General features: G+C 73.0%; 22 protein-coding genes and 1 tRNA gene. 3 read left to right on the plus strand and 20 right to left on the minus strand.

The window, feature by feature from the left end; all coding sequences use genetic code 11:
• Positions 1-199: 199 nt before the first annotated feature.
• From GA0070214_RS20885 to GA0070214_RS20890, 3 genes are read right to left on the minus strand one after another with little or no spacing between them, the layout of a single operon-like run.
• Complete coding sequence (locus tag GA0070214_RS20885; protein ID WP_091266494.1) at positions 200-607, minus strand: hypothetical protein; 408 nt, start codon at positions 605-607, stop codon at positions 200-202.
• A gap of 49 nt (positions 608-656) precedes the next feature.
• On the minus strand, positions 657-968 hold the full coding sequence (locus GA0070214_RS32550) for a beta-lactamase family protein (RefSeq protein WP_244167783.1): 312 nt from the start codon (positions 966-968) through the stop codon (positions 657-659).
• Positions 968-1885: a serine hydrolase domain-containing protein gene (locus GA0070214_RS20890; RefSeq protein ID WP_244167784.1), complete on the minus strand. Its 918-nt coding sequence runs from the start codon at positions 1883-1885 to the stop codon at positions 968-970. Before GA0070214_RS20890 ends, GA0070214_RS32550 begins: the two co-directional genes overlap by 1 nt.
• A 202-nt stretch (positions 1886-2087) precedes the next feature.
• Between GA0070214_RS20890 and GA0070214_RS20895 the strand changes: the two genes are divergently transcribed.
• Positions 2088-2582: a GNAT family N-acetyltransferase gene (locus tag GA0070214_RS20895; protein WP_139141881.1), complete on the plus strand. Its 495-nt coding sequence runs from the start codon at positions 2088-2090 to the stop codon at positions 2580-2582.
• Between the two features lie 73 nt (positions 2583-2655).
• Here GA0070214_RS20895 and GA0070214_RS20900 read toward each other — a convergent pair whose 3' ends face one another.
• Together GA0070214_RS20900 and mraY are read right to left on the minus strand one after the other, a co-directional pair.
• Positions 2656-5637, minus strand: coding sequence for a M20/M25/M40 family metallo-hydrolase (locus GA0070214_RS20900; RefSeq protein ID WP_139141882.1), 2982 nt, complete (start codon positions 5635-5637; stop codon positions 2656-2658).
• 90 nt (positions 5638-5727) lie between these two features.
• A complete protein-coding gene (gene mraY, locus GA0070214_RS20905) occupies positions 5728-6831 on the minus strand; it encodes a phospho-N-acetylmuramoyl-pentapeptide-transferase (RefSeq protein WP_091266501.1) in 1104 nt (367 codons plus the stop codon).
• 501 nt (positions 6832-7332) lie between these two features.
• Here mraY and GA0070214_RS20910 point away from each other — a divergent pair.
• Complete coding sequence (locus tag GA0070214_RS20910) at positions 7333-8160, plus strand: M55 family metallopeptidase (RefSeq protein WP_091266504.1); 828 nt, start codon at positions 7333-7335, stop codon at positions 8158-8160.
• Positions 8161-8409: 249 nt separating this feature from the next.
• Here the strand turns inward: GA0070214_RS20910 and GA0070214_RS20915 are convergent.
• The 9 genes from GA0070214_RS20915 to ald form a co-directional block, all read right to left on the minus strand.
• Positions 8410-8483: transfer RNA gene (locus tag GA0070214_RS20915), tRNA-Pro, on the minus strand.
• Between the two features lie 163 nt (positions 8484-8646).
• On the minus strand, positions 8647-10053 hold the full coding sequence (gene der / locus GA0070214_RS20920; RefSeq protein WP_091266507.1) for a ribosome biogenesis GTPase Der: 1407 nt from the start codon (positions 10051-10053) through the stop codon (positions 8647-8649).
• Positions 10050-10730 (minus strand): (d)CMP kinase, encoded by a 681-nt coding sequence (gene cmk / locus GA0070214_RS20925; protein ID WP_091266509.1) that lies wholly within the window; start codon positions 10728-10730, stop codon positions 10050-10052. The genes der and cmk overlap by 4 nt, the downstream gene beginning before the upstream one ends.
• 161 nt (positions 10731-10891) lie before the next feature.
• The gene (locus GA0070214_RS20930; RefSeq protein ID WP_091266513.1) at positions 10892-11662 is read right to left on the minus strand and encodes a pseudouridine synthase; all 771 of its coding nucleotides are present in this window, start codon (positions 11660-11662) and stop codon (positions 10892-10894) included.
• On the minus strand, positions 11649-12647 hold the full coding sequence (scpB, locus tag GA0070214_RS20935; protein WP_091266516.1) for an SMC-Scp complex subunit ScpB: 999 nt from the start codon (positions 12645-12647) through the stop codon (positions 11649-11651). Before scpB ends, GA0070214_RS20930 begins: the two co-directional genes overlap by 14 nt.
• A gap of 4 nt (positions 12648-12651) precedes the next feature.
• On the minus strand, positions 12652-13542 hold the full coding sequence (locus GA0070214_RS20940; RefSeq protein WP_377463366.1) for a segregation and condensation protein A: 891 nt from the start codon (positions 13540-13542) through the stop codon (positions 12652-12654).
• Between the two features lie 101 nt (positions 13543-13643).
• Positions 13644-14567 (minus strand): ParA family protein, encoded by a 924-nt coding sequence (locus GA0070214_RS20945; RefSeq protein ID WP_091266519.1) that lies wholly within the window; start codon positions 14565-14567, stop codon positions 13644-13646.
• 232 nt (positions 14568-14799) lie between these two features.
• Positions 14800-15792, minus strand: a complete 993-nt coding sequence (locus tag GA0070214_RS20950; RefSeq protein WP_091266694.1) for a site-specific tyrosine recombinase XerD — start codon at positions 15790-15792, stop codon at positions 14800-14802.
• Positions 15789-16904 carry an alanine dehydrogenase gene (gene ald / locus GA0070214_RS20955; RefSeq protein WP_091266522.1) on the minus strand — a complete coding sequence of 372 codons (1116 nt, stop codon included), beginning with the start codon at positions 16902-16904 and terminating at the stop codon, positions 15789-15791. The genes GA0070214_RS20950 and ald overlap by 4 nt, the downstream gene beginning before the upstream one ends.
• 292 nt (positions 16905-17196) lie before the next feature.
• On the opposite strand from ald, the gene GA0070214_RS20960 reads away from it, so the two are divergent.
• Positions 17197-17451, plus strand: coding sequence for a TM2 domain-containing protein (locus tag GA0070214_RS20960; RefSeq protein ID WP_244167786.1), 255 nt, complete (start codon positions 17197-17199; stop codon positions 17449-17451).
• A gap of 67 nt (positions 17452-17518) precedes the next feature.
• On the opposite strand, the gene GA0070214_RS20965 is transcribed toward GA0070214_RS20960, so the two are convergent.
• The 6 genes from GA0070214_RS20965 to GA0070214_RS20990 all read right to left on the minus strand — a co-directional run bounded on the left by GA0070214_RS20965 (position 17519) and on the right by GA0070214_RS20990 (position 26069).
• Entirely contained in the window at positions 17519-18124 is a 606-nt protein-coding gene (locus GA0070214_RS20965; RefSeq protein WP_091266526.1) for an NUDIX domain-containing protein, read from the minus strand.
• Positions 18121-19881: a CTP synthase gene (locus tag GA0070214_RS20970; RefSeq protein ID WP_091266529.1), complete on the minus strand. Its 1761-nt coding sequence runs from the start codon at positions 19879-19881 to the stop codon at positions 18121-18123. Before GA0070214_RS20970 ends, GA0070214_RS20965 begins: the two co-directional genes overlap by 4 nt.
• Positions 19882-20031: 150 nt before the next feature.
• The gene (locus tag GA0070214_RS20975; protein WP_091266532.1) at positions 20032-22377 is read right to left on the minus strand and encodes a hypothetical protein; all 2346 of its coding nucleotides are present in this window, start codon (positions 22375-22377) and stop codon (positions 20032-20034) included.
• Entirely contained in the window at positions 22377-23510 is a 1134-nt protein-coding gene (locus GA0070214_RS20980; protein ID WP_091266535.1) for a glycosyltransferase family 4 protein, read from the minus strand. Before GA0070214_RS20980 ends, GA0070214_RS20975 begins: the two co-directional genes overlap by 1 nt.
• Positions 23507-25204, minus strand: a complete 1698-nt coding sequence (murJ, locus tag GA0070214_RS20985) for a murein biosynthesis integral membrane protein MurJ (protein WP_091266538.1) — start codon at positions 25202-25204, stop codon at positions 23507-23509. Before murJ ends, GA0070214_RS20980 begins: the two co-directional genes overlap by 4 nt.
• Position 25205: 1 nt before the next feature.
• Positions 25206-26069: a hypothetical protein gene (locus GA0070214_RS20990; protein ID WP_091266543.1), complete on the minus strand. Its 864-nt coding sequence runs from the start codon at positions 26067-26069 to the stop codon at positions 25206-25208.
• Positions 26070-26086: the final 17 nt, after the last annotated feature.

The raw sequence follows: 26086 nt of genomic DNA on the forward strand, positions 1-26086 counted from the left end.
CGGGCCGAGGCCCAGGAGACGGCGACCAGGAGAACCCACCGAGCACTCGTACCATGTCGCACCTCGGCCACGCCGGTCGACGGGGAGATGATCTCGCCCGACGTGCGCCCGTACCGATCGGCGCGGAGCCGGGCCACACGGGTCCGGCCCCACGGTGCCTGGAGGGCCGGCCGGCGCGTCCGGCCGGCCCTCCGTGCCGTCAGGCGGCGTCGAGCGCCTCGGTGATCTTGCGGGTCATCTCCGCCATCGTGGGGCCGGGCTCGCCCTTGTGGGCCCGGGTGGCTGCCTCGACGGCGATCAGGACGGTGCGGCGGAAGTTGTCGGCCTCCGCCGGATCCTGCTTCCTGAGCAGGCTCGTGGCTGCCGACAGGGCGGGCAGCACGTGGTCGGCGATCTCGGCCACGGACCTGCCGTTCAGGTTCTTGACCTTGGACTTCTCGGCGAGCACGTGCCCGACCAGGCCGGTCGCGGACGACAGGGCGATGGAGCCGTCGGTGGCGACCTTGTGGGGCGAGCCGGCGGCGTCAGCGGCGGACAACAGCGACACGGCGCCGTACGCGGCGGTCCGCAGGGTCTGCTTGTCCTGGTCGGTGAGGGTGACGGACATGGTGGGTGCTCCTTCGATCGAGCGGACGGATGGTGGACGGTGGCTCGGGTCAGTCGTCGATGGCCTGGTAGACGGTGGTCCAGAAGTCGTGGAAGGCCCAGGTCGAATCCGGGACGGACGCCCCGACCTGGGTCAGCAGGATCCCCGTGAGCTGCTTCTCCGGGTCGGCGTAGGTGGAGGTGCCGCTCCCGCCGTCCCAGCCGAACTGGCCCTCGTAGGCGTAGTCGCCGCGGTAGGTGCGCACCGCCATCCCGAAGCCCCAGCCGCCGTGCTGCCCCTGGCCGAACGAGACGTGCACGTTGTCGCGGGCCATGGCGGTGCGGGCGGCCTGCTGCTCGGGCGTGAGGCGGTTGGTGGTCATCAGCTCGACGGCGGGCCGGGACAGGATCGCTCCTTGCCGTGCATCCCGCCGTTCAGCAGCATCCGGAAGTAGGCGTGGTAGTCGTCGGCGGTGGACACCAGCCCGCCGCCACCGCCCTGGAACGCCGGAGGCCGGCTCCACCGTCCGCCCTCGGCCTCGTCCCAGACGTGGAACTCGCCGGTCTTCGGGTCGGGGGCGTAGAGGGTCGGCAGGCGGTCGATCCGGTCGGCGGGCACGTGGAAGCCGGTGTCCTTCATCCCCAGCGGATCGAAGATGCGTTCGCGCAGGAACGTCTCGAACGACTGCCCGGTGACCCGGGCGACCAGCACGCCGACGAGGTCGCTGCTGATCTGGTACTGCCAGCGCTCCCCCGGCTGGTGCATCAACGGAAGCGTTCCGAGGCGGCGCATCCACTCGTCCGGCTCGGGCATCGGCTCCGGCAGGTTGGGGGTGAGCCCCTGCTCGAAGATCGCGCCCATGATCGGGGTGCCCAGCACCGTCATGTCCATGCCGAGCCCGAACGTGGAGGTCAGCACGTCCCGTACGGTGATCGGCCGGCGCGCCGGCACGGTGTCGTCCAGCGGGCCGTCGATCCGCTTCAGCACCCGGCGGTCGGCGAGCTCCGGCAGCCACGGCTCCACCGGGTCGTCCAGCCGCAGCCGGCACTCGTCGAGCAGGACCATCGCCGCCGCGATCGAGACCGGCTTGGACGTCGAAGCCATCCGGAAGATCGTGTCGCGGCGCATGGGCGGCCCACCGTCGTGGCGCATCGTCCCGATCGCTTCGACGTGCGTCTCACCGCCCCGGCTGACCAGCGCGACGAGGCCGGGGATCCGCCCGGACTCGACATGCCGGGCCAGCACCTCACGCAGTCTGCGCAGCCCGGTCGCGGAGAAGCCGCTGTTGCCGGTTCTCATCATGAATCCCCTTTGCCTGTGGTGTTCGACCCTGTGTTGAGACCCGTCTGTGAACCGGTCCTGGCAACCACGATCGCCAACCGCTCTGACACGGGACTGACCCCGTCCTGACACCGCCGCTGACACGCGTCGGAAAGTCGTTGGGGCGGCACCTCTGGTGCCGGGACCGCGCCGACACCGATCGCTGTGCGAGGCTTCGGCGGTGACCGACATCGGCATCCGCGCCGCCACCCCGGCCGATCACGACTTCATGGTCGACATGCTCGTGGAGGCCGTGAACTGGCTGCCTGAACGCAACTGGCCCCGTGAGCGAATCATGGCGGACCCGGCGCTGGCTCACTATGTCACCGGCTGGATGCGACCGGACGACTTCGGCCTGGTCGCGGTGGACCCGGCTGATCGGCCGGTCGGCGCGGCCTGGTTCCGATACCTGACCGCCGCTGATCCGGGCCACGGCTACGCGGGTGACGACGTGCCGGAGCTGACTCTCGGCGTCGTGGAGGCCTGGCGGGGCCGTGGCGTGGGCCGGGCGCTCCTGCGTGCTGTTCTGGACGTCGCACGGGAGCGTGGCGTCCGGGTGGTGTCGCTGAGTGTGGAGCGGGGGAACTTCGCCGCGCGGCTGTACGCCGCCGAAGGATTCCGCACGGTCGAGTCTTTCGAGGACGCGGACACGATGATCGCGGAGATCGGCGCCTGACGCTCCAGGAACGGAGTGGAGCCGCTGCCGATGGCAGTGGCTCCACTCCGTTGTCAATCGCGGTTCGCGGGCGTCACACGATGGAGATCGACCGCACCTGGGTGTTGCCCTTGGTGTCGACGTACACCTTGTAATCGCCGACGGTGTAGGTGCCAGCGACGTTGTTGTCGATGGTGAACGTGGCCGTCACGGGGGTCTCGCTGCCGTCGACACGGGTCTGCTGCACCGTGATGGTCAACTCGTTCGTGTCGCCCCTCAGCTTCTTCACCACCGCGGACGGCCTCGCATCGACGACCGCGTTGGCGACTGTCACGTAGACCGCGTCGGGTGACGAGAACTCCGCGTTCTTCTGCCCGTCACCGAACACGAAGAAGCCCCGCTGTTCGACCGCCCCGCGCCCCGGGAACGGATCCGGGTTCGAGGCCAGGTACGTCGGATTGACCTTGTACAGGTCCGTCTTGGAATCCGCGAGCCTGGCCTGCACCCCGGTGTACGGCGCATCGGTGATCGCGATGTTGACCGAGAGGTAGATGGCGTTGGGGTTGTTGGCCGAGATGCGCGAGGAGAAGTATTTGTCCGGGCTCTGCCCCGCAGGAACGGCCAGCGGCACGACCCTGTCGCCGACGAGAATGTTGAACTGGAAGTCGCCGTAGCCGCCGGCGACGAACTTCGCCCAGGCCGCGTCCGACATGTGGTCGGGGCGCTCCACCTTGAACTCCAGACGCATCGGCGCCACATACGTGCTGCTCTGGTACTCGGGGTCGGTCAGGGGCAGGTAGACCCCTCCCGGGGCGTGCCCCAGTGCGAAGGCCGACGCCGTCGGGGTCGAGTTGCCGCGCCCGTTCCACATCGGGATGTTGAACGAGGTGGCGCCGAGCAGGGCCTGGCCGCCCAACTGGCTCGTGCCGACAGCGGCCGACGCGTCCTTGTAGGTCCCGATGGTGACGTCGAGCAGGTCGAGGTCCGCCCGGTCGGCGTTCAGCCCCGGCATGTCCGCCCACATGAACTTGGCACCGGCGGGCCCGGAGTACCGGGCCATCTCCAGCATGCCATCGGCCATGATCTTGGTCATCTGCACCGCCGAGTCGACCTTCATCCGCTCGTTGGCCGTGTGCCACCAGCGCTCGTTGCCCGGGATGACGGCGCCGAAGGCGGTCATCTTGTTGCGGAAGCTGCTGGCCAGGGTGCCACCGGTCGTGCCCTGCGGATAGACCACGTCCCGGAGGGAGTACGGATCCGCGAACTCCCCCGGGTTGCGGTCGATCGAGGCCTGGTAGCTCCCGAACTGAAGGGCCGTCAGCGGGTTGTCGTGCGTGACGTACAACCCGGCGCCGACGGGCGAGCCGAGGCTGCCGATGGTGAACCCCTTCGCCTGGAAGGCGGCCGTGACCGCCGCCGTCGCCTGGCCGGAGTCAGCCGCGGTGACGTGCATGCTGCGCACGTACATCGGGATGCTGAGGCTGCCGGAGGCGTCCGTGTAGAAGCTCGTCGGGGTCTCCGAATTGATGCCGCCCATGAGGGCGAAGGTCAGGTTCGGCGTGCCGTTGCTCGGGTTGCGCAACAGGTTCGCCGGGATGCCCATGTACTTGCCGAGATAGGCTTCGCCCTCGACACCGTCGCGGAAGAACAGGTCGGTGATGCCGTCGGCGGCCCTCTTCAACTGCATGTCGGCGGCCGTGCTCCCCAGTGCGCCGAGCCCCTGGGAGAGGAGGAACATCCCCCACACGACGGCGTTCTTTCCGTACTGCGGGGTCGGCATCTCCATCGCCACATCGGTGTTGATCTCCAACGTGAGCGAGTCGCCGGTGATCGTGGTCTGCACCTTGGGCGTGGTGCGGGGAGCGGCCGGGAGCCAACCCTTCGTGGTCGCGGCAGCGGTGATCGCCGACACGAACCGATCGCGCTCGGCGGAGCCGGCCCCCGCCACGTCGAGGGTGAAGATCGCCCGCGAGGCGATCTGCGTGGTGCTGCCGTAGGCGATGTCCTTGAGCGTCGGGTCGCCTTCGCGCAGGGTGACGCCGGCTGTGGCAGCCGTCAGCCGGAACGCCTTGGTGCTGTCCGCGGACAAGCTCATCGACACCGACGGGGTCACCGATCCGGAGTTGCCGACGATGACCGGGAACCGCGAGTCGGAGGTGTAGGCCGCAATCGGGATCTCCTCCCGGTTGAGGTTCTTGTAGGCCCAGTTGTCGTAGAAGCTCGGGTTCGAGTTGTACGGGATGGACTGGAAGGTGGCGGTGTTCGTCGTCGAGGGCGTACCCGGACCGCCGTCCTCGTAGATTCCCATGACGATGCGGATGCGTCGATCGAGGGGCAGCCCCGCCTCGAGCAACGCCTTGGCCGCGAGCAGGGTCGCCAGCGTCGGGCCGCTGTCGTCCTGGATGCCCGCCCCGTAGACCCAGCCGTCCTTCACGTAGGGCGAGTGGTACGCACCGGGGGTGCCGAGGTTGCCGTCGGCGTCCCGCCAGCGCGCCAGCTGGGCCGGCGAAACGGACGCCGTCGGCGAGTCGAGGTGGCTCAACGCCATGACCATCTCCGGGGCGTCCGGGTCACCGATCTCCGCGTAGACGTATTTGTCGGGCTGGCGTTGGACGACCACCGGGAAACCCAGGTCGGTGGCCAGCTTGACCACCCAGGCGAGCTTGGCGACCTTGCGGTCGTACTCGTTCTGGTTGGCTTCGGTGTTGCTGACCGGGAAGGGGTACGCCGTCGCGGCCGTGCCGCCTCGGGAGATGGAGTCGTAGCTCGACCCGTCCAGCATCGCCCCCACCAGAGTGAGCGGGTCGTAGGTGCCGTCCCCCGCCCGCGCGCTGCTCACGCGTCCCGCCAACGCCTCGACTTCCTTGTGTATCGCGTCGCGCTCGGCGTCGGTCACCGACAGGTCGTAGGTGACGCTCGGCTGGAAGCGCTCCTCGCCGGGGCCGGCCGCGGACGCGTGGGGTGTGGGCGCAACGGTCGCCGCGAGGGACCCGGCGAGCAGGACGGAGAGTATGGTCGTCCGTCTGTTTCTCATGAAAGCTCCAGAACAGGGGGGATGACACTGTGGCGACAGCACACGCCAGCCGTGCCGCCGGTGGCCGACGGAGCCGGATTTCTTGAGGATGATCTGAGAATCGGCCGGCGTCGTCGAGCTTGCAAGGCGGCCTTATCCGACGACCGCCAAGAAGTCCGAGTAGAACAGGCCCAGGCCGACCGCCACGCAGACGCCGGCCACGATCCAGAACCGGACCACGATGTTGACCTCGCTCCAACCGGCCAACTCGAAGTGGTGGTGCAACGGCACCATCCGGAAGACACGTCTGCCGGTGGTCCGGAACGAGACGATCTGGATCACCCAGGTCGTCGTGATGATGACGAAGAGCCCGCCGATCATGATCGACAGCAGCGTGGTGCGGGTCGCCACCGCGAGCCCGCCGATCAGGCCGCCGAGCCCGAGCGAGCCCACGTCACCCATGAAGATCCGCGCCGGGGACGTGTTCCACCACAGGAAGCCCACGCAGGCGGCAGCCGCCGCCGCCGCGATCATGGCGATCTCGAGGGGATCGCGGACCTGGTAGCAGTAGTCGTTCACGCGGGCGTACGCGTCGTCGGCGCACCAGTGCCGGTACTGCCAGAAGCCGATCAGCGCGTACGCGCCGAGCACCAGGATCGACGCGCCGGTGGCCAGGCCGTCGAGGCCGTCGGTGAGGTTCACGCCGTTCGACATCGCCATGATCACGAAGACGAAGGCCATGACCGCGCCGACCTTGCCGACGTCCAGCCAGCTGATGTCGCGGATGAGCGAGATGTGCTCGCTGGCCACGGTCTGGCCGTTGGTGCTCGGCACGTAGAGCGCGGCGATGCCGAACCCGCCGCCCACGATCGCCTGGCCGAGCAGCTTGCCCTTGGCGGACAGTCCGTCGGAGTTGCGCCGGAGCACCTTGAGGAGGTCGTCGAAGAAGCCGACCGCGCCGCAGAAGACGAACAGCCCGAGCAGCACCAGGGCCGTCATGGTCGGCCCCTCCTGCGCGATCTGCCGCTCGGGCAGGGTGGTCAGGGCGAGATGCCCGGCGACGTAGGCGAGGACGGTCGCCACGATGAAGACGACGCCGCCCATCGCGGGCGTGCCCTTCTTGCCCTCGTTGCTGGCGAGCCCGATGGATCGGATCGGCTGGCCGGCCTTGAGCGCGGTGAAGACGCGAACGGCCACCGGCGTGCCGAACAGGGAGATGATGAACGCGACCGCGGCCGCCACGATGACCGCCCTCACGGGCGATCCTCCGCGAGATCCGGCCATCTCACGGTGTCCCCACCGAGCTTCCCGGCCAGCGCCGGACGTGTCGGCCTGAGCTTGGCGCGCGGATGGTCCTTCGCGACGTCTTCGATCATGCGACACGAGCTTGCCAGCCGACGGCGAGCGGGGCAGCCCCGGACCTCACCGCACCGTGCCTCGAGGATCAGAAAAGGCCATCCGGAGAATCCCGAATGGCCTCTGACCTGCGTCGGGACGGCGGATTCGAACCGACGACCCCTTGACCCCCAGGACGCTTCGCCACACGTCCACGCACGTCACCCAGGCAATCCCCAAGACCAGACCGTGCGGTCGACACCGTGCCGCGCACCATCGCGTAAGCCGTGTGGTCCCCGCTTGGTCCCGGTCGCTGACACGCTGGCGGTCACGGCACGCGGCGTTCGTCTTCTGCAACCGGCCTTCGCGCCCGCGTTGAGCGACATCGACCCTTGTGGCAGGAGCGCGTAGGGTCCTACATCCATGAAGGTCCTGATCTCTGTAGACATGGAAGGCATCTCGGGGATCGTGCATCCCACCGAGACGAATCCGGATCGGTACGACTATGAGCGCGGCCGGGCGTTGATGACGGCCGAGGCGAACGCAGTGATTGCTGGTGTCTCCGACGCCGAACCCGACGCCGTGGTGTGGGTCGCCGACGCGCACGGAACGTTTCGGAACCTCCTGCCGGAGGACCTCGACCGGCGTGCTCACCATGTGCGAGGCAAACCCCGCCCGCTGGGGATGCTCGCTGGGCTGGACGAGCACACGGATGCCGTCATGTTCGTTGGCTACCACGCTCGGGCCGGTGCCGGGCCTGCCGTGCTGGCGCACACGATGAGTGACGCCATCCTCGACGTGCGTCTGGCCGGACGGTCGCTGGGCGAGATTGGCCTCAACGCCGCCATGGCGGGAGACGTGGGCGTGCCGGTCGTTCTGCTCAGCGGGGACGACGCCGCCTGCACGGAATTCCATGAGCTGGTGCCCTCGGCGGTCACCGTCGCCGTCAAGCAGACCCTGGGACAGGCCGCCGCGGTGGCCCTACATCCGCAGGAGGCACGGGAGCGGCTGCGCCGAGCTGCCGCCGATGCGATCGCCCGGCGCGCCTCGATCCCACCGTTGAAGATGGCCGGGCCGTTAGACGTCGAGGTCGACCTGTACGGCCCTTATATGGTCGACCTCGCAGTTCTGGTGCCAGGTGTGACCCGCGTCGGCGGCGGGCGAACGGTCGCCTTCCGCGCCGCTGACTTCGCCGACGCCTATCGGGTAGTTCAACTGCTTGTCCAACTCGCCAAGATCAAACCCGAATAGCACGTGAAGCGGCCTTCTCGTCCGCATCGCCGGCAGGCCCGGCCGATGCCGGTCGCAGGTCGCCGGCCGGCCCGGGTCGGCCGGCGCGGCCCGCTTGGCGAACCGAGGAGAGCGGCTCCACAGGTGACAACGCTGACCATGGCTTGACCAGCGGTCAAGCAGCGGAAGGCACGCTTCAACTTGACTGATCTTGGTCCTCAGAACGGCGAAAGGGCCAACCCGTTTTCCGGATCAGCCCTCTGACCTGCGTCGGGACGGCCGGATTCGAACCGACGACCCCTTGACCCCCAGTCAAGTGCGCTACCAAACTGCGCCACGTCCCGATGCCCCCGCGCGGTGTTCCCCGCGGCAGCCGGTACAGCTTAGCGCAAGATCCTCCCCCCACGCACAGGCCCCACCCGGTGCGGCCAGCCACTCCCCCTAGAGCGTCCTAGGAAAGAAGCCACCGGGGACAGGTGTCCCCGGCGGCTTCCCGGCGAAGTGAGGTCAGCCGTGGGCCTTGCCCCGGCCGCCGGGCCCGAGCTTCTTGCGCGGCCGGACCGAGATGTCGATCGGGGTGCCCTCGAAGCCGAACTCCTCGCGGAGCTTGCGCTCCACGAACCGCTGGTAGCCGGCGTCGAGCGGGCCGGTGGTGAAGAGCACGAAGCGCGGCGGGGACACGCCGGCCTGGGTCGCGAAGAGCACGCGCGGGGCCCGGCCGCCGCGCACCGGGTGCGGGGTGGCCTGGACCAGCGCCGTGAGCCACTGGTTGAGCTGGGCGGTCGGGATGCGGGTCTCCCAGCTCGCCAGGGCCTTGCGCAGCGCCGGGGCGAGCTTGTCGACCGCCCGGCCGGTCTTCGCGGACAGGTTCAGCCGGATCGCCCAGGGGATGCGGCGCAGCTCCCGGTCGATCTCCTTGTCGAGGTAGTAGCGGCGGTCGCCGTCGACCAGGTCCCACTTGTTGAACGCGATGACCAGGGCCCGGCCGGCCTCCACCACCATGGTGAGGATGCGCTGGTCCTGCTCGCTGATCACCTCGCTGGAGTCGAGCAGCACCACGGCCACCTCGGCCGCCTCGATGGCCGAGGCGGTGCGCAGGCTGGCGTAGTACTCGGTGCCGCTGGCCTTGCCCACCCGCTTGCGCAGGCCCGCGGTGTCGACCAGCTGCCAGGTCTCCCCGCCGATCTCCACGAGGCTGTCCACGGGGTCGACGGTGGTGCCGGCGACCGCGTCGACCACTGCCCGCTCCTCACCGGAGAAGCGGTTCAGCAGGCTGGACTTGCCGACGTTGGGGCGACCGACCAGGGCGACGCGGCGCGGGCCGCGCGGGCGGTTCTCCACGATCTTCGGCGCCTCGGGCAGCGCCTCCATGATGGCGTCGAGCAGGTCGCCGGAGCCACGGCCGTGCAGCGCCGAGACCGGGAACGGCTCACCGAGGCCCAGCGACCACAGCGCGGTCGCCTCCATCTCGATGGCGGTGTTGTCGGCCTTGTTGGCCACCAGGATCACCGGCTTGGCGCTGCGCCGCAGCATCTTCACGGCGGCCTCGTCCACATCGGTCGAGCCGATCACGGCGTCGACCACGAAGAGCACCACGTCGGCGGTGGCGACGGCCGCCTCGGCCTGGGCGGCGATGGCCGCGGCCCGGTCCTTGGCGTCCGGCTCCCAGCCGCCGGTGTCCACGACGGTGAACGCCCGGCCGTTCCACTGCGCGTCGTACGGCACCCGGTCCCGGGTCACCCCGGGGATGTCCTCGACGACCGCCTGCCGGCGGCCGATGATGCGGTTGACAAGCGTCGACTTGCCCACGTTGGGGCGGCCGACCACGGCCACCACCGGCTGCGGGCCGGTCGGCTCACCGGGCTCGGCCTCCGGCTCGCGCAGCTCGACCCAGCCTCCGAAGTCCTCGCTCATGCCACACCCCGCTCGCTGAGCAGCGCGCGCAGGCGGGCGACGACCTCGTCGATGCCCAGCTCGGTGGTGTCCAGCACGACCGCGTCGGTGGCCTGCTGGAGCGGGTTGACCTTGCGGGTCGAGTCCAGCTTGTCCCGGCGGGCCAGGTCGGCGGCGGTCGCCGCGACGTCGGCGGCGTCCTCGGCGCTGCGCCGCTGGGCGCGGGCCGCCTCGGAGGCGGTCAGGTAGACCTTCAGGTCGGCGTCGGGCGCCACCACCGAGCCGATGTCGCGGCCCTCGACCACGATCCGGCCGGCGTCGGCGATCACCTGCCGCTGCCGGGCGACCAGCAGCTCACGGACGGCGCCCACGGCGGCCACGGCGGAGACCGCCCCGGTCACCTCGGGGCCGCGGATCTCCTTGGCCACGTCGACGCCGTCGGCGGTCACGCCGTACCCCTGGGGGTCGGTGCCGATGCGCAGGTCGACCTCGCCGGCGACCTTGGCCACCGACTCGATGTCGGTCAGGTCGACGCCGGAGCGCAGGACCGCCCAGGTGAGCGCCCGGTACATGGCGCCGGTGTCGAGGTAGCGGGCGCCGAGGCTCACCGCGAGCCGCCGCGACACGGTGGACTTGCCCGAACCGGACGGCCCGTCCACAGCGACCACGCAGCGCCCGGCCGGTACGTTTTGCTCCACCGTTGTCCTCCTCAGCCCGTACCTCGCGGGTCGCCGTCATCTCCGGCGCCGTTGAGCGGTTGTGTTTCCTCGTCAATCATCCCGCGCCGCGCGGGTCGCCCGCGCGATGGCGCCGCGGGCCGCGTCGAAGCCTACCGGGAGCCGTACCCCGATCGTCGGGGTCAGTCACCCACGGCCTTGAACAGGGCGGCGACCTCCGCGTTGGTCAGCCGGCGCAGCCGCCCGGTGCGCAGGTCGCCGAGCTTGATCGGACCGATCGAGGTACGGATCAGCCGGGACACCGGGTGTCCCACCTCGGCCATCAGGCGCCGGACGATGTGCTTGCGCCCCTCGTGCAGGGTCAGCTCCACCTGGGCGGTTTTGCCCAGGGTGCCCACCACCTTGAAGGCGTCGACCTTCACCGGCCCGTCCTCCAGGTCGACGCCGGCCGTCAGCCGCTTGCCCAGGTTGCGCGGGATCGGCCCGGCCACCTCGGCGAGGTAGGTCTTGAGCACCTCGTACGACGGGTGCATGAGCTTGTGGGCGAGGGTGCCGTCGTTGGTGAGCAGGAGCAGGCCCTCGCTGTCGGCGTCGAGCCGCCCGACGTGGTAGACCCGCTGCTCCAGCCGCGCGCCGATGAAGTCGGCGAGCTCGGTGCGGCCCTTCTCGTCGGCCATGGTGGTGACCACCCCGCGCGGCTTGTTCATCGCCACGTAGACCAGGCGGACATCGGCCTGGAGCCGCTCGCCGTCGACATGGATGACGTCGCGCGCCGGGTCCGCCTTGTCGCCGAGCTGGGCCACCCGGCCGTTGACGGTGACCCGGCGCCGGAAGATCAGGTCCTCGCAGGCGCGCCGCGACCCCACCCCCGCGGCGGCGAGCACCTTCTGGAGGCGCTCGGCACCTTCGTAGACGGGGGCGTCGGGCTTCGGGGCACGGTCATCGCGTCGCATCGGCAAGCTCTTCTACGTCGTCGGGGAGGAAGGGGGCCAGGGGCGGCAGGTCGTCCACCGAGTTCAACCCCAGCTTCTCCAGGAACATCGTGGTGGTCCGGTAGAGGAACGCACCGCTGTCCGCTTCGGTGCCGCACTCCTCGACCAGGCCCCGGGACACCAGCGTACGGATCACCCCGTCGCAGTTGACGCCCCGGATGGCGGAGATCCGCGACCGGGTCACCGGCTGCTTGTAGGCGATCACCGCGAGGGTCTCCAGCGCGGCCTGGGTCAGCCGGACGCTCTGGCCCTCCAGCACGAACCGCTCGACGTAGGTCGCGTATTCCGGGCGGGTGTAGAGACGCCAGCCACCCGCGGCCCGGCGCAGCTCGAAGCCGTGTCCCGCGGCGGTGTAGCCGGCCGCGATCTCGTCCAGCATCGGGCCGATCCGCTCCGGGGACTGCTCGAGCACCTGGGCGAGGGTCAGCTCGCTGACCGGCTGGTCCACCACCAGCAGGATGGCCTCCAGCGCGCCGCGCAGCTCGGCGTCGTCCAGGACGGGCGCGGGCTCGGGCTCCGGCGCCGGTCGCCGCCGACCCCGCTTCCCGGGTACGCCGCCCGCGCCGCCCTCCCCCTCCGGCTCGCCGGCTGGGGCGTCGCCGCCGACCGCGTCCTCGGCCGCCATGGCCGGTTCCCCCGCTCCAGGGACCGCATCCGGCTCGCCCGCGCTCTCCCCCGCCCGATCTTGGTCAGTTCCCGTTCGAGGGGAACGGTAAGTGTCCAAGATCTCTGGCTCGGCACCGGCGGGCGCCGCCGCGGCGGGCGCCTCTTCAACGATCTTGGTACGGTCCGGCCCCTCAGGGGGCGCGCCCGTACCAAGATCGGGGACCGCGGCTGGCTCGGGTTCCGTCTCCGTCGGGGGCGTGGGTGGGGTGGGGCGCTCCCACGGGGGGATCCAGGCGGCGGCCTGGTCGGCCAGCGAGTCGCGGCGTTCCTCGTCGCTCATCGGGTCACTCCTGAGGGGTTGCCGGTTCGCCCGCCGCCGGGGCCGGCGGGGCGGCCGGCTCCGGGGAGCCGGCGTACTCGTCGATGGTCAGCTCGGCGCCACCGTCGGCGGTGCCGGTCCAGCGCACGGTCAGCTCCTCCAGCGCCTGCTCCTGGACGAAGGCGACCAGCCCCTGCCGGTAGAGCTCCAGCAGCGCCAGGAAGCGGGCCACCACCTCCAGGGTCATCTCGCAGTCGGCGCAGAGCAGCGAGAAGCTGGCGGTGCCGGCGCGGCGCAGCCGCTCGGAGATGATCTCGGCGTGCTCGCGGACGCTCACCCGGACCATGTGCACGTGCGCGATGGACACCTCGGGCACCGGCTTCGGGGTCATGGCCTTCAGCGCCAGCTTGAGCAGCCGCTCCGGACCGATGCCGAGCACCAGGTCGGGCAGCGCCTCGGCGTACCGGGGTTCGAGGGTGACGGCGCGGGGATAGCGCCGCCCGCCGACCGACTCCAGCTCGGCGATGTGCGCCGCCGCCTCCTTGTACGCCTTGTACTGCAGAAGCCGGGCGAACAGCAGGTCCCGGGCCTCCAGCAGGGCGAGGTCCTCCTCGTCCTCCACCTCGGCGGCGGGCAGCAGCCGGGCCGCCTTCAGGTCGAGCAGCGTGGCGGCGACCAGCAGGAACTCGCTCGTCTCGTCCAGGTCCCACTGGTCGCCCATGGCCCGCAGGTAGGCGATGAACTCGTCGGTGACCTTGTGCAGTGCCACCTCGGTGACGTCGAGCTTGTGCTTGCTGATGAGCTGGAGCAGCAGGTCGAACGGGCCGGTGAAGTTGTCCAGCCGGACGGTGAAGCCGGTGGTCTCCTCGACGGTGGCCGGGTCGGCCGGTACCACACCGTCGACCTCGGCGGCCAGCTCGGCGGCGGCCACCGGATCGGCGGCGCCGTGCGGCGGGTCGAGGGGCGGTGCGGTCACCGGCAAACCGTAGTCCACGACCCGGGCACCCGGCGTACGGCCTACCGCTCCGCCTGGGCGGCGATCACCTCGCGGGCGAGCTGGCGGTAGTTGCGCGCGCCCGAGGAGGCCGGGTCGAGGGTGGTGATCGGCGCGCCGGCCACCGTCGACTCGGGGAACTTCACCGTCTTGGTGATGACCGTCTGGTAGACCTTGTCGCCGAACGCCTCGACCACCCGCTGGAGCACCTGGCGGCAGTGGGTGGTGCGGCTGTCGTACATGGTGGCGAGGATGCCCTCGAGCTCCAGGTCGAAGTTGAGCCGCTCGCGCACCTTGTCGATGGTGTCCAGCAGCAGCGCGACACCGCGCAGGCTGAAGAACTCGCACTCCAGCGGGATGAGCACGCCGTGCGCCACGGTCAGCGCGTTGATCGCCAGCAGGCCCAGCGAGGGCTGGCAGTCGATCAGGATGAAGTCGTACTCCTTGCGGATCGTGCGGAGCACCCGGGCCAGCGCCATCTCGCGCGCGACCTCGTTGACCAGCTGGATCTCGGCGGCGGAGAGGTCGATGTTGGCGGGCAGCAGGTGCAGGCCGGCCACGTCGGTCTTGATCAGCACGTCCTCGGCGGTGACGTCATCCTGCATGAGCAGGTTGTAGACCGACAGGTCGAGGTTGTGCGGGTTGACGCCGAGGCCGACGGAGAGGGCGCCCTGCGGGTCGAAGTCGACCAGCAGCACCTTGCGGCCGTACTCGGCCAGCGCGGCGCCCAGGTTGATGGTGGTCGTGGTCTTGCCGACGCCACCCTTCTGGTTGGCCATCGCGATGATCCGCGCCGGGCCGTGCCGGTCGGTCGGCATCGGCTCCGGGATCGGCTTGCGCATGGTGTACGCGGCCGGGTCGGCGGGGCCGAGGTCGGCGCCCAGCGTCGCCTGCTGCTCGCGGAGCTCCGACGTCCAGGTCTCGGCACGGTCACCGTTTCCTGCCATGTCCTCGTTGCCCCCTCCCGACGACCACCCGGCGTCGGAGCCGTCCGACGTCCCTCGCGACGCCGCTGCGCACCCCCGGGTCCGTCGCCCCCTGAGGCCCGCGCCGAAGCCGACTGTACGCCACGCGCCAGCAGCGCGTTCGGTAGCGGGTCGGCGTGTCGGAGCCGGTGCTCAGCCGGGACCTGGTTTGTTCGCGACTGCGGGCCTCGCGACCCCGGCTCACTCCTCGCGCTCACCCGTGAGCGCGGGGGTGGGCGGTCGCGTAGACCTCGCGCAGCCGTTCCACGGTGACCAACGTGTACACCTGGGTGGTGGTCACCGAGGCGTGGCCCAGCAGTTCCTGCACCACCCGCACGTCGGCGCCGCCGTCGAGCAGGTGGGTGGCGTAGGAGTGGCGCAGGGTGTGCGGGGAGACCGCGTCGGGCCCGTCCACCGGCAGGCCGGCCCGGTCGGCCGCGGCGCGCAGCACGGTCCAGGCGCCCTGCCGGGTGAGCGGGCCGCCGCGGGCGTTCACGAAGACCGCCGGGGTGCCCCGGCCGGCGGCCAGCAGCGCCGGGCGGCCCCGTACCAGCCAGGCGCGCAGCGCCTCGGCCGCGTACCCGCCGACCGGCACGAGCCGGGTCCGGCCGCCCTTGCCGTGCAGCAGCACGGTCCCGGCGTCGAGGTCGAGGTCGTCCACGGTGGCGCCGATCGCCTCGGAGATGCGCGCGCCGGTGCCGTACAGGAACTCCAGCAGCGCCCGGTCGCGCAGCGCGCGGGGCGCGGCGTCGCCGGTGGCGGTGACCGGGCCGGCGGTTTCCAGCAGCCGGACCACGGCGTCGACCGGCAGCGCCCGGGGCAGCCGGCGCGGCGGGGCGGGCGGGCGGACGTCGCGGCCGGGGTCGGCGCCGGTCATCCCCTCGCGCAGCGCGAAGCGGTGCAGTCCGCGCACGGCGCTGGCCGCGCGTGCGGCGGACGAGACGGCCAGCGGCGGGTGCCCGGCGTCACCGCCGCGCAGCCGGGCCAGGTGCGCCTCGATGTCGGCGGCGCCGACGGCGGCCAGGTCGGTCACCCCGGCGGCGGCCAGGGTGGACAGATAGCGGTCCAGGTCCCGGCGGTACGAGGCGAGGGTGTTCGCGGACAGTCCCCGCTCGACGGTGAGATGGTCCAGGTAGCCCCGGACGGCACGGCGCAGGGCCGGCGCGGGCTCGACACCCGCGCCGGCGGCGTCCGCGGTTGTGGTCAGGCGAGCACCTCGGCCAGCGGCAGCACGTCCATGCCGTGCGCGTCGGCGACCGGGCCGTAGACGACCTGGCCGGCGTGGGTGTTCAGGCCGAGGGCGAGCGCCGGGTCGTTGCGCAGCGCCTGACGCCAGCCCTGGTTGGCCAGTTCGAGGGCGTACGGCAGGGTGACGTTGGTCAGCGCGTAGGTGCTGGTGTTCGGCACCGCGCCCGGCATGTTCGCCACGCAGTAGAAGATCGAGTCGTGCACCTTGTAGACCGGGTCGGCGTGCGTGGTGGGACGCGAGTCCTCGAAGCAGCCGCCCTGGTCGATGGCGATGTCGACGAGCACGCTGCCCGGCTTCATCCGGGAGACCAGCTCGTTGGAGATGAGCTTCGGGGCCTTCGCGCCGGGCACCAGCACCGCGCCGATGACCAGGTCGGCGTCGACCACGGCCCGCTCGATCTCGTAGGCGTTGGAGGCGACGGTCTGCAGGTGGCCGCGGTAGATGGCGTCGGCCTGGCGCAGCCGGGCGACGTTCTTGTCCAGCAGCAGCACCTCGGACTGCAGGCCCAGCGCGATGGCGGCGGCGTTCAAGCCGGACACGCCCGCGCCGATGACGACGGTCTTGGCCGCGTAGACGCCGGAGACGCCGCCGGGCAGCACGCCCCGGCCCCCGCCGGTGCGCATCATGTAGAAGGCGCCGACCTGCGGGGCCAGCCGGCCGGCCACCTCGGACATCGGGGCGAGCAGCGGCAGCGAGCGGTCGGGCAGCTCGACGGTCTCGTAGGCGATGCCGGTGACCTTCCGGTCGACCAGCGCGTCGGTGCACTCCTTCGAGGCGGCCAGGTGCAGGTAGGTGAAGAGCACCTGCCCCTCGCGCATCCGGTGGTACTCCTCGGCGATCGGCTCCTTCACCTTGAGCACCAGCTCGGCGGTGTCCCAGACCTCGTCGGCGGTGGCCAGGATCTTGGCGCCGGCGGCGGCGAACTCGTCGTCGGTGATGATGGAGCCGACGCCCGCGCCGGACTCGACGAAGACCTCGTGGCCGTGGCGGGTGAACTCGTTGACGCCCGCGGGCGTGATCGCCACGCGGTACTCGTGGTTCTTGACCTCGCGTGGGATTCCGACCTTCACGATGCAGACACCTTCCTCCGGGGAAGCTCACCCCCGACTGCTCGGCGCCGCGGCGGCCCCTTTGCCGTCGCGGTCCACCGGTCCCGCCCGGCGGCAGTCTAGGCGCGTGGGAACCCCACGGAGGCCAACACAGTGACATCCGGTGCCCGGTCGTGCTGACGGTGTGTCAGGCATGGACCGGGCTGGGCGGTGGAGACCGCCTCAGCCGTCAGGACAATGTTCGGTAAATATCCTTCCACCGACGGGGCTGCGGTGCGGACAGGACGGCAGTCGATCACTAGGGTGTCCGCTCATGACCACTCCTCCTTACCAGCAGTACCCGCAGGGCGTCTCGGACAAGAGCAAGACCATCGCGGGCATCCTCGGCATCCTGCTCGGCACCTTCGGTGCCGGCCGGTTCTACATGGGTGACACCAAGACCGGCGTGCTCCAGCTCGTGGTGAGCCTCGTGACCTGCGGCCTCGGCGGTATCTGGGGCCTCATCGACGGCATCCTGATCCTCGTCAACGGCGGGGTCGACGGGCAGGGGCGCCCGCTGCGCGACTGAGCGCCGGCACGTACTAAGGGGCCGCGCGGTGTTCGCACCGCGCGGCCCCTTCGTCGTCCGACCCTGCTCAGCGGGGCAGCGGCGCCTCCGGGCGGCGCAGCTCGGCGAAGCCGGTCTCCCGGGCGCGGGCCGCGGCGAGCAGCCCGGCCACGCAGGAGGCGTTGGTGATCTCGCCGGCCAGTACCATGCGGACCGCCTCGTCGAGGTCGACCCGGACCACCTGGAGGTCGGCCTCCTCGTCACGCCGCTCGTGGCGCTGCTCGGCGGGCACGTCAGCGAGGTCGCGGGCCAGGAAGACCCGGACCACCTCGTTGCTGAACCCGGGCGAGCTGTGCAGGTCGACCAGGATGTCGATGCGGCCGGCGGTGAGGTCGGCCTCCTCGGCCAGCTCGCGGGCCGCCGCGGTGGCCAGGTCCTCGCCCCGGACGTCCATGAGCCCGGCCGGCAGCTCCCACAGGTGCCGGCCCACCGGATGCCGGTACTGCCGGATGAGCACCACCTGGCCGGCGTCGTCGAGGGCCAGCACGGCCACCGCGCCGACGTGCGTCACGTAGTCGCGGGTGCCGGTGCCCCCGCCGGGCATGGTGACGTCGTCGCTGACCACCGAGAAGATGCGGCCGGACCAGATCTCCCGGTGCTCCGTCACCTCGTACCGGTGCTCCACGGCACTCACGAGGCCGACGCCGCCTTGGCCGCCGCCGCCGCGCCACCGTTGCGGCCCGCCTTCTTCGCCGCCGCGGCCTCCGCCGGGGCGTCCAGGTCGACCGGCAGCTGGTCGGACTCGGAGTACGCCACGGCGGCCTTCACGAACGCGGCGAACAGCGGGTGCGGCCGGGTCGGCCGGCTCTTCAGCTCGGGGTGCGCCTGGGTGGCCACGAAGAACGGGTGCAGGGTCCGGTCCAGCTCGACGAACTCGACCAGCCGGCCGTCCGGCGAGGTGCCGGAGATGGTCAGGCCGGCCTTGGTGAGCTGGTCCCGGTAGGCGTTGTTCACCTCGTACCGGTGCCGGTGCCGCTCGCTGACCTCGGTGCTGCCGTACGCCTCGGCGACCAGCGAGCCCTCGGCCAGCTTCGCCGGGTACGCGCCGAGCCGCATGGTGCCGCCCAGGTCGCCCTTGCCGGCGACGATGTCCTCCTGGTCGGCCATGGTGGCGATGACCGGGTGGGTGGCCTCCTCGTCGAACTCCAGCGAGTTCGCCCCGTCGAGGTTGGCCAGGTGGCGGGCCACCTCGATGGTCATGCACTGGAGGCCGAGGCAGAGGCCGAGCAGCGGGATGCCGTTCTCCCGGGCGTACCGGGCGGTGCCGATCTTGCCCTCGATGCCGCGGACGCCGAAGCCGCCGGGGATCACGATGCCGTCGACGCCGGCCAGGGCCGCCGCCGCGCCGGCCGGGGTCACGCAGTCGTCGCTGGGCACCCAGCGCAGCTGCACCCGGGCCCGGTGACCGAAGCCGGCGGCGCGGATCGCCTCGCTCACCGACAGGTACGCGTCGGGCAGGTCGACGTACTTGCCGACCAGCGCCACGGTCACGGTGTGGCGCGGCTGGTGCACCCGGTCGAGCAGGTCGTCCCAGCGGGTCCAGTCCACGTCGCGGAAGGAGAGGCCGAGCCGGCGCACCACGTACGCGTCGAGGCCCTCCCGGTGCAGCACCTTGGGGATGTCGTAGATGCTCGGCGCGTCCGGGGCGGCGGTGACCGCCTCCCGGTCGACGTCGCAGTAGAGCGAGAGCTTCTCCTTGACCTTGTCCGGGATGTCCCGGTCGCAGCGCAGCACCAGGGCGTCCGGCTGGATGCCGATGCTGCGCAGCTGCGCCACCGAGTGCTGGGTCGGCTTGGTCTTCAGCTCGCCGGACGGCGCCAGGTAGGGCACCAGCGACACGTGCAGGTAGAAGCAGTTGTCCCGGCCCAGGTCGTGCCGGACCTGGCGGATCGCCTCCAGGAACGGCAGCGACTCGATGTCGCCGACCGTGCCCCCGACCTCGGTGATCACCACGTCCGGGACCTGGCCGTCGGCGTCCGGGTCGGCCATGCCGAGGATCCGCGCCTTGATCTCGTTGGTGATGTGCGGGATGACCTGGACGGTGTCGCCCAGGTATTCGCCGCGCCGCTCCTTGGCGATCACCGCCGAGTAGATCTGACCGGTGGTGACGTTCGCCTTGCCGGACAGGTCCCGGTCGAGGAACCGCTCGTAGTGGCCGACGTCGAGGTCGGTCTCGGCGCCGTCCTCGGTGACGAAGACCTCGCCGTGCTGGAACGGGTTCATGGTCCCGGGGTCGACGTTGAGGTACGGGTCGAGCTTCTGCATCACGACGCGCAGCCCGCGCGCGGTGAGCAGGTTGCCGAGGCTGGAGGCGGTGAGGCCCTTACCCAGCGAGGAGGCGACGCCCCCGGTGACGAAAATGTGCCTGGTCGTCCGTGCTGAAGGGGCCAAGGCCTGCTCCCGTGTCGTCCGTAGCGGTCGTGCGAACCGCCGTGCCGATCAGCCAAGTGATCACGCGATCCACGGGATTCCACGGTAACACCTCCCCGGCCCCGCAGCGGCGTCGCACCCGCCGTCGGCGCACGTGAAGCCGTGTTCGCCTCAGCCGGCGGGCACCTCGGTCGATGCGGGGCCGGGCTGGGCCGGCACCCGGGGCGCCCGGTCGGCGGCGGCGTCCGGCGCCCGCGTACCCCGCTCGCGCCCCGCCGGGGCGCCCTCGCGGGCGACGGCCGGGTCGGGGTCGGGACGGTCCGCGCCGCCGGCGCCGGAGACCTCGGCCGCGCGTCCGCCGCTGGGCCCGCGGGGGCCGCCGGGCGGGGCCGCCCCGCCCTCGTCCCCGGGACGGCCGCTGCCGGGCTGGGTGCGGTCGGTGGAGTGGTCGAGCACCCGCAGGGCCGCCAGGGCCGCCATGGGCACCACGAGGGCCCCCGCCGCCCCGGCCACGTCCAGCGCCGCGCCGCCGAGCACGCCGCCCAGGCCGGCGGCCACCCCGGTGCCGGCCATCGCCGCCCGGATCGCCGGGTAGATGCCGAACAGCCGCATGAGGCCGCCCCAGGGCTGGAGCAGGGCGAACCAGACCAGCGCCGCGCCGGCCAGGGCCAGCACGGTGAGAGGGCTGTTCACGAGGGTCTGGAAGTTGGCGGTGCTGGACCGGTGCACCGTCAGCCCGCCCGTGCCGTCGCCGAGCGCGGCGAGGAAGCGACCCAGGCTGCCCCGCTCGGCCTCCGGCCGGCCCGCGTCGACCACGGCGAAGCCGATGGTGACCGCCAGGGCGGCCATGGTGGCCCAGGCCAGCCGGCTGACGGTGAGCCAGCCGCCGGTGCAGATGGCGGCGGCGACGCTCACCCCGGCGGTGAGCGCGATGGCGCCGATCGAGTCGGCCCCCAGGTAGGGACTGCCCACGATGACGACGGCCGCCCCGCCGACCGCGACCATCACCATCGGCCGCAGGGACCGGCGGACCCGCTGAGCCAGCCAGCCGCCGCAGAGCAGCGCGCCCGCGATGAACACGCCCAGCCCCACGTGGCCCAGGCCGGCGTACCGGCCGCCCTCCAGGGCCGAGTAGCCGACCACGCCGTTGAGCTGCAACCGGGCGCCGGTGAGCACGTCCACGCCGACCACCAGGGTGGCCAGGGCGGCCACCGCGCCGAGCGGGCCGAGGGTGCGCTCGTGGCCGGGGGTGAACCGGACCGCGGCGGTGCCGCCGACGGTCAGCAGGGCGGTCACCGAGGCGAACCAGAAGCCGGCGTGCTCCCCCCGCCACCAGGGCACGGCGTCGGCGAGCAGGGCGGCCGGCACGGCGAGCGCGGCGGCGATCAGCAGCAGTTCCACCACCGCCACCACCCGCCGGGACACCGGCGCGGGCCCGTGCGGGCCGGCGTGCCGGCGGGCCCGGCGCAGCAGCGGCAGCACCGCCACGGCGAGCGCCACCTGCGCGGCGGCGAGCAGGGTGAAGAACCAGCCGGCGACGCGGCGCTGGGCGGCGGCCTCGCGGTCCGCGTCGGCGGGCGCGTCGATGGCGGCGCGCAGGTCGTCGGGGCGGCCGTCGACGGACATCGCGGGACGGCCGAGGAAGAGCCGCTCGGGCATCGGGCGGCCCAGCGCGGCCAGCGCGGTGGGCGCCAGGTCGACCAGTTGCAGGTAGCCCTCGCGGGCGGTGCTCGGCGAGGTCAGCCAGCCCCGGTCCCAGCCGGGGCCGTCGGCCACCGCGACGTGCAGCCGGGACGAGGTGTCGGTGTCCGAGACCCCGGCCAGCAGGACCAGCGAGCGGGGCGGCCGCGCGGCGAGCACCCGGGCGAGCTGGGCGTCCACCTGGCGCGCCTGGGCGGCCCGGCTGGCCGGGTCCTCGCCGTCGACGGTGCCCAGGTCGACGACGCTCAGGATGCAGGAGCCGAGCAGCTTCGCCGGGTCGGCGGGGAGCACCGGCGCGTACCGGTCGACCCGGCCGAACGGGCGGGCGGCGGCCACCGCGGCGCCCGGGCCGACCGCCACCGTGCAGCGCACCGACTCGGACAGCGCGCCCGGCGTGGCGCCCCAGGAGAGCCGGTCCTGGTTGTACGCGACGACGCTCTCCTGGTCCGGCAGGTTCGCGCCGATCCCGTCGGGCTGCTCGATGGTCACCCCGGTGGCCGGGCAGCCCCCCGCCCGGCTGCCGTTCCAGGCGGCGAAGTTGCCGGCGCCCAGGGTGAGCCAGCCGTCGACGGGGCAGGTGGGCCGGTGCGCGGACCGCACCGAGAGGGAGCCGATCGAGCCCTGCTCGGCCATCCGCCACAGCGTCGGGGTGGTCTGCGGGTCGACGTCCTCCCAGCGCAGCCCGGCCGCCCCGGCCAGCACCACGAAGTCGGCGCTGCGCTCCGGCGCGCCGTTGTCCGGGCGGGCGGCCAGCGCGGTGATGCCGAGGGCCACCACGACCAGGGTCAACAGCACCGGAGTGAGTCTGCGCAGCATCACCGGGTCCCCGTCGAGTGCTCGGGCGTCAGTTCGGCGTAGAGGTCGACCAGCGCGCCCGTGGTGTCCGCCTCGGTCGGCCAGGTCGCCGCCCGGGCCGCGCCCCGGCGGGCCAGGTCGGCCCGGCGGGCCTCGTCGTCCAGCAGGTCGCGTACCGCCGCGTCGACGGCGTCCACGTCGCCGGCCGGAACCAGCACGGCCGCGTCGCCGACCAGCTCCGGCAGGCCGCCGACGGCGGTCGCCACCAGCGGTACGCCGGCACCCAGCGCCTCCTGGGCGAAGAGCTGGCGGGCCTCCCAGTCGCTGGTCACCACGGCGAGGTCGGCGGCGGCCAGCAGGTCGGCCACGTCGGTGCGGTGCCCGAGCAGGGTCACCGGCGCCCGGGCGGCCGAGATCCGCGCGGCCAGTTGCAGGTACGCGGGCCCGCTGCCGGCGATCACCACCAGCGGCGCGGGGCGCCGGGTACGCCACCGGGCGGCCGCGTCGACCAGGATGTCGTACCGCTTCTGGGGGTGCAGCCGGCCCACCGAGACGATCAGCGGCCGGTCGGCGGCGACCCCGAACTCGGCACGGACGGCGGCCCGTCGGCGGCGCGGCGCGGGCAGCGCCGGCGCGGCGACCGGGGCGAGGCGGGCGTCGGCGGCGCCGAGCGCGGCGGCCCGGTCGACCAGGTCGGCGGAGGCGCCGAGGGCGACCCGCACGTTGCGGGCCACGATCCGTTCGGCGAGCCGGGACAGCCCGCCGCGGACCCCGCCGGCGAGCACGGCGTTGTGCCACGTGACCACGAGCGGGGCGGCCGGCCGCGCGAGCACGGCGACGAGGCCGGCCCGGAGCCCGTGCGCGTGCACCACGTCGACCGGCGGGTCCGCGAGGGCCCGGCGCAGGGCGGCGACAGCCCGCGCGTCCCCCGGGGTGGGGCTGGCCGGGATCTCCACGGGCGTGAACCGCGCGCCCGCGCCGGTGAAGTCGAACTGGTCCTGGGTGGCGGCCGGGCCGCAGACCAGCACGGACGCGCCGGCGTCGGTCAGGCCCCGGGCGATCGAGCGGACGTGCTGCCCCACGCCACCGGTGCTGGAGGCGAGCACCAGGGCCACCGAGCCGGGCCACCGCGGCGCCGACGAGGCGTCCGTCATGAGGAAACGGTCTCCTTTCCGTCGCCCCGCTCGCCGGGGCGCTGGTCCTCCCGCGGGCCGCCGCCCCCGCCGGGCGGGCGTCGCCGCCCGAGCCGGCGGGTGACGGCCGCGAGCAGCGGCCGGACGTCGCGGGCGTCGGTCGACCAGGCGACGGCGAGGAACAGGGCGCCGACCACGACCCCGGACAGCATGCCCTGACCGAGGGCCTCCGCTGTCGTCGGGGTGCCGCCGGTGAGCCCGGCGAGTCCCCGCGCGGTGGCCGCGCCGCCGAGGCCGGCGACCGCGGCGGCGAGCAGACCGGCGGCCCCGGCCCGCCCGACACCGGCCAGGGCGGACCGGCCCGCGGAGCGGACCACGGCGGCGATGAGCAGCCCGCCGAGGAGCAGCATGCCGGCGGAGGTGGCCAGGGTCACCGCGAGCACCCGGTCGGCGAGGGGCAGCAGGTGCTGTCCGAGGAGCACGGCGAGCGCGGGCACGCTGAGCCAGCCGAGCGCGGTGGCGACCGTGGCCGAGCGGGCCTCGCCGCGGGCGTAGAGGGCGCGGGTGAGCACCGCGAAGAGGCCGTAGCCGAGCAGGCCGGGCGCGAAGCCGGCGATGCCGGCGGCGGCCGTGCCGGCGTCGGCGGGGTCGAAGAAGAAGTGCCCGACCGGGCCGGCCGCGCCGACCAGCGCGGCGGCCCCCAGCAGGCTGAACAGCACCACCCCCCGGACCGCCGGGGCGAGGGTCTCGCGGTAGGCCCGCTCGTCGCCGGTCGCCCGCGCCGCCACCAGCGTGGGGTACGCGGCCACGGCGAGCGGCACGGCCAGCACCGACCAGGGCAGGAAGTAGATCGTCTGGGCGAGGTTGTAGACGCCGACGTCGGCGGTCCGGCCGTAGGTGACCTGGTTGAGGGCGACGACCAGGGCGATCTGCTGCGCGGCGACGGTGACCACCCCGGCGACGGCCAGCCCGCCCACCCGGGACCGGGCGTCGGCGGGGAACCGGAAGCCGGGGCGCGGCCGCAGCCCGAGCCGGCGCAGCGGGATCAGCAGGGACAGCGACAGCACCACCACGCCGAGCGTGGTGCCGCCGGAGAGCAGCAGCTCACCGCCGGGGCCGACCTCGCCGACGCCGGCCCGCCGCCCCTCCAGGGCGGTGAAACCGAGGTAGACCGCGATGACCGTGAGGCTGGACAGCAGCGGGGCGATCACCGGCCAGGCGAACCGCCGGTGCGCCTGCAGCACGCCGGTGAGCACGATGCCGACGCCGTAGAGCGGCAGCTGGGGGGCGAAGACGCGCAGCATCCGCGCCCCGGCGTCCTGCTGGGCGGCGTCCAGGCCGTGGCCGAGCAGCCCCAGCAGCGGGTCGGCGAGCAGCGCCACCAGCAGGGCGAGGGGCACCAGCAGGGTGAGCGTCCAGGTGAGCAGCGCCCCGGTGGTGGCGGCCACCGCCCGCCGGTCCCCCGCCTCGACGGCGCCGGCCAGCAGCGGTACGACGAGGCTGGCGAGCGCCCCACCGGCGACGATCTCGAAGATGAAGTTCGGGACGTAGTTCGCCACCAGGTAGGCGCCACCGAGGTCGGTGGGGGCGAGCGTCCAGGTGAACACCGCGGTGCGGCCGAAGCCGGCCAGCCGGCTGACCACGGTGAGGACGGCGATGAGGGCGGCCGCTCCGGCCACGCGGCCGGCGCCGGCGAGGGGTGCCGGTTTCGTCACGTCAGTCGGCGAGCCGGCCCAGCTCGTCGAGGTGCCGCAGCCCCGGGGTCCGCTGGATCACCTGGGTGAAGCTCACCTTCTCGCTGGCGGCGGTGAGGGCGGCGAGCACGGCCAGCACGCCGGCCCGGCCCAGCGGGCCGGTCCGCGCGGCCAGGCTCACGCCGAGCAGCGCGCCGAGCGCGTTGGCGCCGCTGTCGCCGAGCATCACCCGCTCGTCGAGGTCCTCCCGGACCAGCCCGGCGGCCGCACCGACAGCGCCCGCCGCGATGCCCCCGTACGGGCCGGCGGCGAGCGGGGCGCCGAGCAGCATGCCGGACTTGAGGGCCCGGCCGGGGCGCAGGTCGAGCAGGTTGACGAGGTTGGCGGTGCCGGCCACCACGCCGGCGCCGAGCAGGACGTCCAGCCCGCGGCCCAGGGCGCCGGCCCGCTGCCGGCGGGGATGGGCGGCGACCCGCGGGTCGGCGGCGAGCAGCGCCGCGGCGCCGAGCCCGGCGGCGCCCACGCCGGCGATCTTGACCAGCCCGGCGGTGACCCGCCCCTCGCGCAGCGCCGCGAGGTGCCCCGCGAAGCCCTTGGCGGCCTTCTGGTCGGGACGCGCGCCGACGATGTCGTCGTAGAGCCCCACGGAGCCCGCGCCCACACCGGCGAGCAGGGCGGCCGCGCCGGCCGGGGCGCTGCCCGCGCCGAGGGCGCCCCCGGCGGCCGCGCCGACCGCCAGGGCGGGACCGGCGGCCAGGGTCACGGTGCGGCCCCGGAAGTTGGTGCGCTCCAGCGCCGGCGCGCCCGGCGACGTGCGCACCTCCCGCAGCACGTAGCGGGCGGCCAGCGCCCCCGCGCCGACGGCCAGCAGCCGACCCAGTCTCACGCGATCCCTCCGATCCG

The sequence above is a fragment of the Micromonospora chaiyaphumensis genome, assembly GCF_900091435.1.
Classification (GTDB): Bacteria; Actinomycetota; Actinomycetes; order Mycobacteriales; family Micromonosporaceae; genus Micromonospora; species Micromonospora chaiyaphumensis.

Coding starts and splice junctions, on each gene's coding strand:
- GA0070214_RS20910 (WP_091266504.1), top strand. CDS start 7,333: ATGAAGGTCCTGATCTCTGTAGACATGGAAGGCATCTCGGGGATCGTG.
- der (WP_091266507.1), bottom strand. CDS start 10,053: ATGAGCGAGGACTTCGGAGGCTGGGTCGAGCTGCGCGAGCCGGAGGCC.
- GA0070214_RS20930 (WP_091266513.1), bottom strand. CDS start 11,662: ATGCGACGCGATGACCGTGCCCCGAAGCCCGACGCCCCCGTCTACGAA.
- GA0070214_RS20945 (WP_091266519.1), bottom strand. CDS start 14,567: ATGGCAGGAAACGGTGACCGTGCCGAGACCTGGACGTCGGAGCTCCGC.
- scpB (WP_091266516.1), bottom strand. CDS start 12,647: ATGAGCGACGAGGAACGCCGCGACTCGCTGGCCGACCAGGCCGCCGCC.
- GA0070214_RS20980 (WP_091266535.1), bottom strand. CDS start 23,510: ATGACGGACGCCTCGTCGGCGCCGCGGTGGCCCGGCTCGGTGGCCCTG.
- GA0070214_RS32550 (WP_244167783.1), bottom strand. CDS start 968: ATGACCACCAACCGCCTCACGCCCGAGCAGCAGGCCGCCCGCACCGCC.
- GA0070214_RS20890 (WP_244167784.1), bottom strand. CDS start 1,885: ATGAGAACCGGCAACAGCGGCTTCTCCGCGACCGGGCTGCGCAGACTG.
- GA0070214_RS20975 (WP_091266532.1), bottom strand. CDS start 22,377: ATGCTGCGCAGACTCACTCCGGTGCTGTTGACCCTGGTCGTGGTGGCC.
- GA0070214_RS20885 (WP_091266494.1), bottom strand. CDS start 607: ATGTCCGTCACCCTCACCGACCAGGACAAGCAGACCCTGCGGACCGCC.
- GA0070214_RS20960 (WP_244167786.1), top strand. CDS start 17,197: ATGACCACTCCTCCTTACCAGCAGTACCCGCAGGGCGTCTCGGACAAG.